Below are 13,323 nucleotides of genomic sequence, written 5' to 3' on the forward strand. Positions count from 1 at the left end.
GTCGGCCGACACGGGCTCGAACTGGAGGGAATCACCCGCACCGGCACAGAGCGCATGATCGGGAAGCTCGACTCACCGGGAAGCGCGGCACAGAAAGGCGGTGGCGGTGCGGTCGATCCGGGTGATCACCAGTGTGCAGGGCTGGGATCCGGTGGGCTTCAGCCGCCGCCGCAGTACATCCGGGTCGATGTCCACCCCCCGGACCAGGATCTCGAGGGCACCGCAGTCGTGGCGGCGGAGTTCGGCGCGCAGGGTCTTCTCCCGGAACTCGAGCCGATCGATGATCCGGAACCCGCGGACGCCGATGGGAAGCCGGTCACCGGTGAGGTAGGCGATCCGGGGGTCGAGCTGCCACAGGCCGTGGCGGGCCGCATAGTGCCGGACGAGCCCGGCGCGAACAACCGCACCGTCCGGGTCGATGATCCACTCCCCCGGCGCCCGCTCCGGGATCTCGTCGGGTTCGGCGTCGGTAAGGGTCGTCACCGTACCCGCCTCCGTCAGCACCGTCGCCCGGCGGTTGACGCCCGGTTCACTCAGGCCCGCAGACCACAGGCATGCTTCGCGGACCGCCCCGTCCAGCGAGACGATCTCGACCTCACCCGCCCAGCCGAGCCGATCGAAATCCAATCCCGGCGCGCATTTCACAGCCATGTCCCGGCCGGGATAGGCGGCCAGCAGGTCCGGCAGCGGTGGTTGTAGCGCTGCCGGGTCGAAGGTGCGTTTCCCCCCCGCCCGGCGGGCCGGGTCCGCGATGACAACCGTGCCGGCGGTACACGGCACCAGCGCATCGGCCCGGACGAGCAGGGTGTTCGTCAATGTCCCTCCCGCCCCGGCGAACGGCACCGCATCCGGCCCGACGGCAGGCGTCGTGCCCGCATCGAGTACCGCCGAAACGCACCCCGCCGAAGCCGGCTCGTCCCTGCGGAACTCCTGACCGACGCCGGCCCGCGCCGCGGGTCCGGGCTCCCGTCCGGCATCATCGGGAGACACCGGGCGGGACAGATTGTGCCGCGCCATCGCAAGTCTCACCTGGTCCAGATCGCTCCCGACAACCCGTGGGCAGACCCGCGCCAGCTCGACCAGTTCAGCACCGATCGAGCAGGTCACATCGTGCACATCGCGACCCGCCAGCCGGGCGGCGCGATGCCGGGCGACCAGGGTCGGGGTGGCTTGCTGGAGCGCATCGTCGGTGAACAGCCAGTCCTGCGCCCCGGACAGCTTGGCCGCTGCCCGGCGGCGCAGGCGCACGGTTTCGATCAGCGCGGGCGCCCGCTCTCCATGCGCGTGGCGTACCGCCGCCACATCGGCCAGTTGAGAGGCGGCCGTGAGCTCCAGCCCGGCGACCTCGGCCAGCGCGGCCGCGCCCGCCGGCGAAAGCAGATAGGCGATATCGGCCGCGCTGAAGCCGTAGCCCATCTACTTACCGGCGGCCGGCTTCACTCCGGTGATCATGGCGTTGTAGAAGAACTGGCGCGGAACCACGCGGCTCATCACGTTCTCGTCCACCCAGCTGAGCCCCAGCCATGCCCGGTACATCGCCATCCGGTAACCGAAGGTGAGTTTCTCGTCCGGTACCGCGGCCTCGAACGTGCGTACCGGCCAGCCCCACAGGGCGGCGGCGAACTCCTCGGTATGCGCGGCCACGTCCACAGCGCCGGCCGAACGGGCCATATCCTCGAGCTGGGTGGGGTCGAAGGTGTGCAGATCGACCACGGCCTCCAGGGCCGCGGCACGCGACGATTCGTCCAGTTCCTCCTGGGGCCGGCGCCAATCCCGCAGGAACGGGAGCTTGGTGATGGCGGTGGTGGCCTTCCAGGTGATGTTGCCCAGATTGCGGGCGTAGAAGTTGCCGACGGTGGTGGGTTCACCGGCGAAGACGAAGCGGCCACCCGGTTTCAGCACGCGCAGGCATTCGCGTAGCGACTGCTCGACATCCGGGATGTGATGCAGCACCGCGTGTCCGACCACCAGATCGAAGGTGTCGTCGTCGTAGGGGATCGTTTCCGCGTCCGCGACCCGGCCGTCCACATCCAGGCCCAGATGCTCGGCGTTACGCAGCGCGACCTTCACCATGCCGGGCGACAGGTCGGTCACCGAACCGGTCTTCGCGATACCGGACTGCATCAGGTTCAGCAGGAAGAAACCGGTTCCGCAGCCCAGTTCCAGGGCCCGCTCGTACGGCAGGTCCGCCTCGCCGACCGCGGCGTCGAACCGGCCGCGGGCGTATTCGATACAGCGTTCGTCATAGGAGATCGACCATTTGTCGTCGTAGGTCTCCGCTTCCCAGTCGTGATAGAGCACCTGGGCGAGCTTGGTGTCCTCGAATGCTGCTTCGACCTCCGCGGCGGTGGCGTGCGGATGTGGTGCGGGGTCGTCGGGGCGTACCGTCATGGTCGGAGAGCCTAGTGGGTGCTGCTGGGCGGAGCCCATCCGCAGTCCGCGCACGGCCGGAGCGAAGGCGGAGGTATCGCCTATCCTTTGCTTCGGGGTGGCTTGATACCACCGGGTGGGTCCGGGTGGTGCAAGCCTCGTTCAGGCGCCGGTGAACTCGGCGAACCCCGGCCCGTCCCGCAGGTAGGACCGTGTTCCCAAGCGCTGATCGGCGGTATCGAACAGTTGTGCCCATTCGGTGCGGGCCCGTTCGTGGCCGTGCGGTCCCGCCTCGAACACCGCTTTGGCGGCCGCCAGCGCCCGGGAAGGACCACCGATGAACTGCCGGGCCCAGGCGATCGCCGAATCGAGCACATCGTCGGGGGCGACCACCTGATCCACCAGACCCAGCCGCGCGGCTTCGTCCGGTTCGACGAAACGACCCGTGTAGACGAGGTCCTTGGCGGCGCCCGGCCCGATCAGCAGCGACAGCCGCCGGATACCGGCGAGCGGGATCATTCCGGTGCCGATCTGCGGAAGCCCGAGTTTGACGTTGTCGCCGATGATCCGCCGGTCCGCGCCCAGGGCCAGTTCCAGCCCGGCGCCGAGCGCGTACCCGCTGATCGCCGCGACCGTCGGTTGCGGGATCCGGGCCAGGCAGCCCAGTGCCGTCTGCAGATCGGCGGCCATGGCGGTGGCCTGTTCGGCCGGTAGCGCGGCGAGTTCGGCCAGATCGTCGCCCGCGCAGAACACCCGCTCGTCGCCGTAGACCACCAGGGCCGCGATTCCGGAATCCGCACCGCAGGCAACGGCGGCCGCGGCGATCTCCCGGATCAGCTGGGTACCGAACAGGTTCAGCGGCGGCCGGGCGATCCGCAGCACCGCCACGCAGCGGCCGGAACCGCCCGCGTGGTCGGGTTCGAGCCGGGACAGGGATACGAATTCGGCCATGAGCCGATACGCTACCGGGCGCCCGAACCGGCGCCGCCGCGCCCGGAACCACCCAGCAGCGAGGGATCGGTCTCGCGCATCCCCTTGGACCCCTGGAGCCGGGACGCATCCGGTATATCGGCGAAATAGCTCATGTTGTCGGGGAATTGCAGCAGCATCTTCCCGTCCACGGGACCGAATTCCGGCTGGATCGGTTCGATCGGGGGTTCGGCGGCGAGGATCTCCGCCGTGTCGGCGTAGGCGCCGAGTGAGGTCAGTTGCGACCAGGTCGGGGGCAGCAGCACCTGGTCACCGGCTTTCCAGGTGGCCAGTGCGGCGGCCGGGGTGGACCAGTGCACGCCGTCGGATTCCGAAGTCGCCCCGTCGGCCAGCTGGCCCGCGGGCAGCATCGCGACGAAGAAGTGGGTGTCGTAGCGGCGGCGCTCCACGGTCGGGGTGATCCACCGTGCCCACGGCCGCAGCAGATCGGCGCGCAGGACGAGCTTCTCCTCCGCCAGGAACTCGGCCAGGGTCAGATCGCGCCCCTCGATCCGTTCCCGCTGCCGCCGGTATCCGGCGGTATCGGCGACCACAGTGTCCGCGGTGGGGCCGGCCAGCAGCACCCCGCACTCCTCGAAGGTTTCCCGCACCGCGGCGCAGACGAGTGCCGTGGCCCGCTCCTCGGATACCCCGAACCGCTGCCCCCACCAGCCCGGCGCCGGCCCGGCCCAGTCGATATCGACTTCCGCGTCGACCGGATCCACCCGGCCACCGGGAAAGGCGGTCATCCCCGCCGCGAACTCCATCGCCCCGGCCCGCCGCTGCAGGAAAACCTCCGGGCCTGCCGCACCGTCACGCACCAGCATCACTGTCGACGCGTCCTTGGCTTCGGGCACCTCGGCAGGTTCCGGCACAGTCGTCTCACTCACCCCTGCACAGTAACTCTTGCCCTCCGCCGCGCCCGATCGCCCACCACCAGCGCCGGGCCTTGGCCGCGAACGTGGGGACCGCTGAACTCGGCGCCGCCACCGGGCACATCCGTTTCGGATACCGCCCAGCCGGTCCGCATACGATTCCAGCCAGTTTCTCCGCATCCGATCAGGCAGCCTCCGTGGTTCGGGACCCGTCTCGTTCTGGAGCGACAGAGCGGGGGAGCGAAGCGGCGGAGTGAAGAACGAGACCCATAGGGCCCCGAACCCCGCGCCGCCGGAGGCGGCGCCATAGACACAGCTCAGCGGGAGCGGTGGCGGCCGAGGCGGCGGGCGCGGCGGGCGAAATAGCGGTCGTCGATCCGGTCCAAAGCGATGGATTGGCGGAACGCCTCGCTGAGGTTTTCCGCGGTCAGCACCTCGTCCAACAGGCCCTGGGTGACGATTTCGCCCTCACTGAGCAGCATGCAATGAGTGAAACCGGGCGGGATCTCTTCGACGTGATGGGTGACCAGCACCAGGGCCGGCGAGTCGGGGTCGGCGGCGAGATCGCCGAGGCTTTCCACCAGCTCCTCACGACCACCCAGATCCACACCGGCGGCCGGTTCGTCGAGCAGCAGCAGCTCCGGGTCTGTCATGAGGGCGCGCGCGATCAGGACCCGTTTGCGTTCGCCCTCCGAGAGGGTGCCGTAGGTGCGGTCCAGAAGATGTTCCGCGCCCAGGCTTTCCAGCATATCGATCGCGCGGTCGATATCGACATCATCGTATTTCTCGCGCCACCGGCCGAGTACCGCGTAACCCGCGGAGACCACCAGATCGGCGACCCGTTCCTCGGCGGGGATCCGGGCCGCCAGCGCTGCCGAGGACAGGCCGATCCGCGGCCGCAGTTCGCTGATATCCGTCCGGCCCAGTCGTTCGGCCAGCACGTAGGCGGCCCCGGAAGAAGGATGCGCTTCGGCGGCCGCGATCTGCAGCAGCGACGTCTTACCGGCCCCGTTGGGCCCCAATATCACCCAGCGTTCGTCGAGTTCGACCTGCCAGGTGACAGGCCCGACGAGCGTATGCCCGTTGCGGCGGATGGAAACGTCGGTGAAGTCGATGAGCAGATCTGGATCGGGGTGCGCCACAGCCTCCATCTTGTCTCGAGAGGTACTCGGTCGCGGCACCGGGCACGCTACCGCTGATCGAGTCGCGCCGGACGGGTGGCGATCACCGTGGTCGAACCGGGGGCCACCTCGGTGAAACCCGCGTCCCGGACGGCGGTCGCCGCGCTACGCGCCACCGCGGTGCGCAGCATCTCCCATTCGTCGGGCTCGGCTTCGCGCACCGCACAGGCGAATCCGCGCTGCGCCCAGGCCCGCGCCTGTTCGACGGGAAGTGCGCCGGCGAACAGCATGCTCGCATGCCCGACCTGCGCCGCGGCCTTACCGACCGTCATGCCGAGCGCGGCATTCACCCAGAACACCGGCACATCCAGCGGAACCGGGCCCGGATCGTCGGATTCCAGGTCGGTGCCACCGATCTGGAGCCGCCGGATCCGCGGATCCACCGCTCCCACCGGCCCCGGCACCAAAGCCCGCACCAGCGCCCCACCGCTTTCGACGGTCACCCCGGGCACCTCGTTCGCAGCCGCCCACTGCGCACCCCGCGCCCGCCGGGCGACCTTCCGGATCCGCGACCGCTTCCACGCCAGATACGGCTGCTCCCATTCGCCCGCGGAACCGACCCGTGGATCCAGGCACAGCGCCACCGCTGCACCGGCCGCCGCGGCGAGCAGATCGCTACGCGCCGGCGGATCGTTCTTGGGCAGATGCAACACCATCTGCATGGCCTGGACCTGTGCGGGATCATCGGGGTCCCCCGAACCCCCGTAACCCGCGGCGAGTTCCGCGTGGCGCTCGGAAAACCCTGGGTCACCGAAGAAATCGATATCCGGGTCCGGCGGCAGGTCCCCCACCTCGGCCCATTCTCGACCGTCCGCCACCACATCCCCGCCGCTATCCGGCAGCATCACACAAAGCCTCCAAGCACCCGACCAACACCGGTCGACAGCCTACCTACGCATCCGCACCCCGCCCGCCGTGGACCTGTCCGCGCAACCGGCTCCGGTACGGGCAGGTGGCCTATACACCGATCCGGCACCGGGCTGCCTCGGCCGGTTGCCGACGTTTTCCGCCCCACGACCCCGGTGCCACTACCCCAGCGGTACCCGCCGCAGCAGCCCGTCTTCCGCATCCGCGGCCTCCACCTCGTCGCGGGTGACCCCGAGGATGAACAACACCGCATCGAGATATGGGTGCGACAGGGCCGTATCGGCGACCTCCCGCAGCGCCGGTTTGGCGTTGAACGCCACACCCAGACCCGCCGCGTTCAACATATCGATATCGTTGGCCCCGTCGCCGACGGCGACCGTCTGCTCCATCGGGACCCCGGATTCGGCCGCGAACGCCCGCAGCGCGGTCGCCTTGTAGGCGCGGTCCACGATCTGGCCCACCACCCGGCCGGTGAGTTTGCCCTCGACCACTTCCAGCACATTCGCCTGCACGAAATCGAGTTCGAGTTCACGGGCCAGCGGGTCGATCACCTGCCGGAAACCACCGGAGACGACACCGCACCGGAAACCCAGCCGCTTCAGGGTCCGGATGGTCGTGCGCGCGCCGGGCGTCAGGGCAATGGTCGCCGCAACCTCCGCGATCACCGATTCGTCCAGCCCGGCCAAGGTTGCGACCCGCTGCCGCAGCGATTCCGCGAAATCGATCTCACCGCGCATCGCCGCCTCGGTAACGGCGCGCACCTGCTCCTCCACACCCGCGTATGCCGCCAGCATTTCGATGACCTCACCCTGGATGAGAGTGGAGTCCACATCGAACACGATCAGCCGTTTGGCCCGCCGGGCCAGCCCGGCCCGCTCCACGGCGATATCGACGCGCTCGGTGACCGCGACCTCGGCCAGCGCCGTCCGCAACCGCGAATCGGTATCACCGGCCCGGTCCGGGGCGGTGACCATGAGCTCCATACCGGTGACCGGATAGTCGGCGATCCCGCGAATCAGATCGATGTTCACACCGAGCGCGGCCAGCTCCCGCGATACCGCGCTGAATGCCCGCGCCGTCACCGGCGCGCCCAGTACCACCACGGCATGCGTGGAAACGGGTGCCCGGGCGGCATCGGCATCGACATCCACATCGACCTGCATACCGACGGTGTTCATCGCCTCTTCGAGCTCGTCCTGCAAGGCCTCGGGATCGGAGGGGCAGCTGACCAGCACGCCCAAGGTGAGCCGGCCGCGGATCACCACCTGCTCGATATCGAGCAGACTCACCCGATGCCGCGACAGCGCGGTCAACAGCACCGAAGTGACCCCCGGACGGTCGGGCCCGGTGACGGTGACGAGAACGGTCGTCTCGGCCAAGAACCTGCTCACTCTCTGTATCATGGCGGCGCCTCCGGCGCCGCGTGGTTTGGGGCCCTATGGGTCTCGTTCTTCACTCCGCCGCTCCTCCGCTTCGCTCCCCCGCTCTGTCGCTCCAGAACGAGACGGGCCCCAAACCATGGAGGTGGACGAATCCGGGGGGCGCTGCGCTGTGCCGCTCGGAGGACTCGGAACTGTGCGAGGCCCTCCATAATCTAAGCGTTCGGCACTCGGCGCTCCGCCGACGGCCCCTGGGTTTCGCGACCGAAATACAGCGCGCCCGCCGACCTGGGCCGACGGGCGCGTCTGTGTACTGCGGGAGCGGGTCAGGGTTTGACCAGCTTCTTCTCCACTTCGGGATCGTGGTGTTTGGCTCCACCGTTGAGCCCGACGTGCGCTTCCGTGCGCATCCGCTCGATCATATGCGGATAGTGCAGTTCGAAAGCGGGGCGTTCGGACCGGATCCGCGGCAGCTCGTAGAAGTTGTGCCGTGGCGGCGGGCAGCTGGTCGCCCACTCCAGCGAGTTGCCGTAACCCCACGGATCGTCGACCGTGACGACCTCGCCGTAGCGGTAACTCTTGAAGACGTTCCAGAAGAACGGCAGCATCGAGGCGCCCAGTACGAAGGCACCGATCGTGGAGATCGTGTTCAGCGTGGTGAAACCGTCGCCGGCCTGGTAATCCGCGTAACGGCGGGGCATACCTTCGGCACCCAGCCAGTGCTGCACCAGGAAGGTGAGGTGGAACCCGATGAACGTGGTCCAGAAGTGCCACTTCGCCAGGCGCTCGTCCAGCATGCGGCCGGTCATCTTCGGGAACCAGAAGTAGATACCGGCGTAGGTGGCGAACACGATGGTGCCGAAGAGCACGTAGTGGAAGTGCGCGACCACGAAGTAGGAGTCGGTGACGTGGAAGTCCAGCGGCGGGCTGGCCAGGATGACACCGGACAGACCACCGAACAGGAAGGTGACGAGGAAGCCCACCGAGAACAACATCGGTGATTCGAACGTCAATTGCCCCTTCCACATGGTGCCGATCCAGTTGAAGAACTTCACGCCGGTCGGGACCGCGATCAGGAAGGTCATGAACGAGAAGTACGGCAGCAGCACCGCACCGGTGGCGTACATATGGTGCGCCCACACGGCGATGGACAGGGCCGCGATACCGAGGGTCGCGTAGACCAGCGTGGTGTAGCCGAAGATCGGTTTACGGCTGAACACCGGGAAGATCTCGGAAACGATACCGAAGAACGGCAGCGCGATGATGTACACCTCGGGATGCCCGAAGAACCAGAACAGATGCTGGTAGAGCAGGATGCCGCCGGTGGCGGGATCGTAGACGTGGCCACCCAGGTGCCGGTCGTAGGCCAGGGCCATCAGGGCGGCGGTCAGCAGCGGGAAGGCGAGCAGTACCAGCACACTGGTGACGGCGATGTTCCAGGTGAAGATGGGCATCCGGAACATGGTCATACCCGGAGCGCGCAGGCAGACCACGGTCGTCAGCATGTTCACACCACCGAGAATGGTGCCCAGGCCGGAGACGGCCAGGCCCATGATCCACAGGTCGGCGCCGACACCCGGCGAATGCAGGATATCGGTGAGCGGCACATAGGCCGTCCAGCCGAAGTCCGCGGCACCGCCCGGCGTGACGAAACCGGCGGTCGCCATGGTCGCGCCGAACAGGTACAGCCAGTAGCTGAACGCGTTCAAGCGCGGGAAGGCGACGTCGGGTGCGCCGATCTGCAGCGGGAGGATGACATTGGCGAAACCGAACACGATCGGGGTCGCGTAGAACAGCAGCATGATGGTGCCGTGCATGGTGAACAGCTGATTGAACTGTTCGGGCGAGAGGAATTGCATCCCCGGCCTGGCGAGTTCACCACGCATCATCAGGGCCATCAAGCCACCGATGGCGAAGAACGCGATCGACGTGACCAGGTACATCATGCCCAGGACCTTCGGGTCCGTGGTGGTCACCATCTTGTAGATGAACGACCCCTTCGGCCCCATTCGCGCCGGAAATGGCCGAGTCGCTTCCACCCCCTGCGGGACTGGCTTGGGCTCTACGGCAGTCACTGATCCTCCTGAAGGTGCCTTTAGGGTCGCTCCGCAGGCTCCACTGTTTGCCCGCTGCCCCGTCGCGCGGGACAGCCAACGGTTAGCTTGCGCTTCTCGAATCGTAAACCGTCCGCCGAGCGGCGACCGAACGGGTCCTACTCTGTGTCGTACTACCGGCCCGCTCAGTGTCGTACTACCGGCTCACCGGGTGCCGTGTCACCGGGCCGCCGAATGCTGTACAACCTGCGCGCCGAGTGCCCGATAACCGGCCACCGAGCTGCGTGATCACGGCAGCACCGGCGTGCTGCGCGACCGGCCGCCGGCGCCGCCCGCACCCGCACGACCTGCCCGTCCGCCTACGCGCGCGGTACCGGCACCCGCCCCGGCGAGCAGGAGCCGCGGTCGGCGGCAGGCGCTGGCGCGCAAGAATTCCCGGTGGGCATGTACCCTTCCCGGCATGCCGGTGAGCCCTGCTGTCCGTACCCCAGCCGTGCGCAAACCCCGGAACTCCACCCGGGTGCGCCGCGCCCACCGCTCGGTGGGTGCTGCGCTCGCCTGTATCGCGGTGGCGGTGGCCGGATGTGCGAGCCAACCCGATAACTCTGCGTCGATCGTCCGCACGACCACCAAGATCGCCGGCGCGGGCGTGGTCGGGATCGAGCGGGACACCACCCAGGCCTGCTCCTTGCCCACCCCCGCCGATCCGGCCGACGGCCCCACCCGCACCGTCCGGCACGCCTCGGGTGAATCGCGGGTTCCGGCCGACCCGCAGCGGATCGTGGTGCTCGGTACCTCCGCACTCGACGCGACCTGCGCCGTGGGCCTGTGGGAGCGGGTCGTCGGCGCCACCACCGTGCCCGGCCCGGCGCCCCAGCCGGGGTACCTGGGGTACGGGGTGCTGGAGGTTCCCGGTGTCGGGCTTGCCACCGATCCCGATCCGGCGCTCATCGCCGAGCTGAATCCCGATCTCATCATCGGCGAGGTACCGGCCGGCCGAGCCGACTACGCCGCCCTGAGCGATATCGCCCCGACGGTCCTGATCGGCACGGACAAGACCTGGGAGGAGCAGTTCAGCGCCTTCGCGGGTGCCATGAGCCGCGCCACGGCCGGGCGCGAGGCGCTGGACGATTACCGCACCGAGGCCGCCGATACCGGTAAATCCATCAACGCGGCGTTCACCGAGGCATCACTGGTCCGGTTCACTGCCACCGGCAGCGAGATCATGGGCAGCGAAACCTTCGCTGCGCAGGTCCTCGCCGATACCGGCGCGCAGCGGCCGACCGCGCAGCGGGACGAATCGGAGCCGCTGGACGAATCCGATCCCGTGGCCGCGGAAGGCGATCTCATCTATGTCATGTTCGCCGGACCGGAGGGCCAGGAACACGGCGAATCGGTGATGCGCTCGCCGGAGTGGGAGGAACTCGGTGCCGCCACCGACGGCCGCACCTTCGTGGTCGACGACGCTCTCTGGCACACCACGGGCCTGACCTCGGCGCGTGCGGTACTCACCGATATCCAGGACAGCCTCAACTCCTACGTGATGGAGTGATCCCGGAACTGAACCGGCGGATTTCCCGCCCGCGAAATCTCTCGCCGACTACTCGTTCGCGACCTCCCCGAGACCATCCTGGAATACTGAACTCGCAGGTGAGACGGTGTGATACCGGTACCGTCGAAGGATGGGCACCGGTGGTGACCGCTCACTCGGTTACCGGTTGAGTATCGGGATCGCCATCGGACTGGCGATCGGGATCCCGCTCGGCCTCGCGGTCCTCGGCAATCTCGCCCTGGGGGTCGGTCTCGGTATCGGTTTCGGACTGGCCTTCGGTCTGGCCATGTCCCCCTCCTCCTCGGGCGATGGTGGAACCGGTGGGCGGCACAACCGCCCCGGCGACGACTGAAGTACGCTCGGCGCCGGCAGTCGCCGGTGCGCCGAAGTGCCTGCTCCTCTAGCGCATTCGACGCGAGAAACACAAGTTCTGGTGCCGCTCGGTGATTCGACCCCCAAGGGGTAGTGTTACGGCACGCGCAGCGTTGTCGCGCAGGGTTGTCGTCGGATTCGTGGGAAGGGTGTGGAAAAAGCATGAAGCTCATCGATCGGGTTTCGGCCATCAACTGGAATCGGGTACCCGATGAGAAGGATGCCGAGGTCTGGGATCGGCTCACCGGTAACTTCTGGCTTCCCGAGAAGGTCCCGGTATCCAACGACATCCCGTCCTGGGCGACCCTCACCGCGGACGAGAAACAACTCACCATGCGGGTGTTCACCGGCCTCACCCTGCTGGACACCATCCAGGGCACGGTCGGCGCGGTCAGCCTCATCCCCGATGCGCTGACGCCGCACGAAGAGGCGGTGCTCACCAATATCGCGTTCATGGAATCGGTGCACGCCAAGAGCTACAGCTCGATCTTCTCCACGCTGTGCTCCACCCGGGAGATCGACGACGCCTTCCGCTGGTCGGAAGAGAACCGCAACCTCCAGCGCAAGGCCGAGATCGTCCTCGACTACTACCGCGGCGACGATCCGCTCAAGCGCAAGGTCGCCTCGACGCTGCTGGAGAGCTTCCTGTTCTACTCCGGCTTCTACTTGCCGATGCACTGGTCGTCGCGCGCCAAGCTGACCAATACCGCCGATATGATCCGCCTGATCATCCGGGATGAGGCGGTGCACGGCTACTACATCGGCTACAAATACCAGCGCGGCCTCGAGCAGGTCACCCAGGCCGAACGCGACGAGCTGAAGAACTACACGTTCGAGCTGCTGTTCGAGCTGTACGACAACGAGGTCGAATACACCCAGGATCTCTACGACGAGGTCGGCCTCACCGAGGACGTCAAGAAGTTCCTCCGCTACAACGCCAACAAGGCGCTGATGAACCTCGGCTACGAGGGCCTGTTCCCGAAGGACGAAACCGAGGTCAACCCGGCGATCCTGTCGGCGCTGTCCCCCAACGCCGACGAGAACCACGATTTCTTCTCCGGCTCGGGTTCCAGCTACGTGATCGGTAAGGCAGTCAACACCGAAGACGACGACTGGGACTTCTGACCCGCCCGTCCGGCACGGCCCGCGGAGCACACGGGATCGGGAAGCTTTGGCGAGATCCCTGTGCGCCGGTGTCGATCATCTCGGCGCAGTTCACCTACCCGAGGCGCCGGACGGTGTCGCTGTGCGGTACCGGTACGGTTCTGGTGTGAAATACGGAAAGCTCGCTATTGCAAGCACACTCGCCGTCACCGCAATGTCTGTGGCAGCACCGGTCGTTTCTGCGATCCCCACCGGTTCGGCGGGTTTCGGGAGCGGCCGGGAGGTGGTGATCATCGACAATAAGGCGGAAATCAGTAATCTGGACAGCTGCTGGGCAAGCGGTTTCCCGCGGGACATCACTATCGACAACCGCAGTTCACGGCCTTATCTGTTGTTCGACAACAACAACTGCGGCGGCCGGCCCATCGCGGTCGTGCCGCCGCATTCGATCGAGCGGCACTACGGCTGGTCTGGCGTGGCCGGAAGGTAGCCCGACCTGGATGGCCTGATGGCAGGCCGTCCGCGCGGATTCGGTCCCCCGGTAGCGATACGGGGGGAACCAAACTTCTGCTCCGTGCACCGGCACGGGCACCCGAAACC

12 protein-coding genes are annotated in these 13,323 nt (G+C 67.6%); 4 read left to right on the top strand and 8 right to left on the bottom strand.

From position 1 onward, the window contains the following. Positions 1 to 72: 72 nt before the first annotated feature. From ON22_RS18665 to ctaD, 8 genes are all read right to left on the bottom strand, one after another. Positions 73 to 1,416, bottom strand: a complete 1,344-nt coding sequence (locus tag ON22_RS18665) for a class I SAM-dependent methyltransferase (RefSeq protein WP_033241233.1) — start codon at positions 1,414 to 1,416, stop codon at positions 73 to 75. Continuing rightward, positions 1,417 to 2,391, bottom strand: coding sequence for a class I SAM-dependent methyltransferase (locus tag ON22_RS18670; protein WP_033241232.1), 975 nt, complete (start codon positions 2,389 to 2,391; stop codon positions 1,417 to 1,419). A 141-nt stretch (positions 2,392 to 2,532) separates the two neighbouring features. After that, the gene (locus ON22_RS18675) at positions 2,533 to 3,321 is read right to left on the bottom strand and encodes an enoyl-CoA hydratase-related protein (RefSeq protein ID WP_033241231.1); all 789 of its coding nucleotides are present in this window, start codon (positions 3,319 to 3,321) and stop codon (positions 2,533 to 2,535) included. 11 nt (positions 3,322 to 3,332) lie between these two features. After that, positions 3,333 to 4,166, bottom strand: coding sequence for an NUDIX hydrolase (locus ON22_RS18680; protein ID WP_051157828.1), 834 nt, complete (start codon positions 4,164 to 4,166; stop codon positions 3,333 to 3,335). Positions 4,167 to 4,531: 365 nt separating this feature from the next. Then, a complete protein-coding gene (locus ON22_RS18685) occupies positions 4,532 to 5,365 on the bottom strand; it encodes an ABC transporter ATP-binding protein (RefSeq protein WP_033241230.1) in 834 nt (277 codons plus the stop codon). Between the two features lie 38 nt (positions 5,366 to 5,403). Next, the gene (locus ON22_RS18690; protein WP_081595678.1) at positions 5,404 to 6,240 is read right to left on the bottom strand and encodes an aminoacyl-tRNA hydrolase; all 837 of its coding nucleotides are present in this window, start codon (positions 6,238 to 6,240) and stop codon (positions 5,404 to 5,406) included. Positions 6,241 to 6,423: 183 nt separating this feature from the next. After that, the gene (gene serB, locus ON22_RS18695) at positions 6,424 to 7,641 is read right to left on the bottom strand and encodes a phosphoserine phosphatase SerB (protein WP_231508106.1); all 1,218 of its coding nucleotides are present in this window, start codon (positions 7,639 to 7,641) and stop codon (positions 6,424 to 6,426) included. Between the two features lie 326 nt (positions 7,642 to 7,967). Then, positions 7,968 to 9,716 carry an aa3-type cytochrome oxidase subunit I gene (gene ctaD, locus ON22_RS18700; RefSeq protein ID WP_033241228.1) on the bottom strand — a complete coding sequence of 583 codons (1,749 nt, stop codon included), beginning with the start codon at positions 9,714 to 9,716 and terminating at the stop codon, positions 7,968 to 7,970. Positions 9,717 to 10,155: 439 nt separating this feature from the next. Here ctaD and ON22_RS18705 point away from each other — a divergent pair, with 439 nt between their 5' ends. The 4 genes from ON22_RS18705 (at position 10,156) to ON22_RS18720 (ending at position 13,213) form a co-directional block, all read left to right on the top strand. Further along, complete coding sequence (locus ON22_RS18705) at positions 10,156 to 11,247, top strand: ABC transporter substrate-binding protein (RefSeq protein WP_081595679.1); 1,092 nt, start codon at positions 10,156 to 10,158, stop codon at positions 11,245 to 11,247. A 130-nt stretch (positions 11,248 to 11,377) separates the two neighbouring features. Then, on the top strand, positions 11,378 to 11,599 hold the full coding sequence (locus tag ON22_RS18710; protein ID WP_033241226.1) for a hypothetical protein: 222 nt from the start codon (positions 11,378 to 11,380) through the stop codon (positions 11,597 to 11,599). A 182-nt stretch (positions 11,600 to 11,781) separates the two neighbouring features. Then, on the top strand, positions 11,782 to 12,744 hold the full coding sequence (nrdF, locus tag ON22_RS18715) for a class 1b ribonucleoside-diphosphate reductase subunit beta (RefSeq protein WP_033241225.1): 963 nt from the start codon (positions 11,782 to 11,784) through the stop codon (positions 12,742 to 12,744). A gap of 145 nt (positions 12,745 to 12,889) precedes the next feature. Next, positions 12,890 to 13,213 carry a hypothetical protein gene (locus ON22_RS18720; RefSeq protein WP_156052181.1) on the top strand — a complete coding sequence of 108 codons (324 nt, stop codon included), beginning with the start codon at positions 12,890 to 12,892 and terminating at the stop codon, positions 13,211 to 13,213. Positions 13,214 to 13,323 lie beyond the last annotated feature (110 nt).

The organism is Nocardia carnea NBRC 14403 (genome assembly GCF_000308515.1).
In the GTDB taxonomy this organism is placed as follows: Bacteria; Actinomycetota; Actinomycetes; order Mycobacteriales; family Mycobacteriaceae; genus Nocardia; species Nocardia carnea.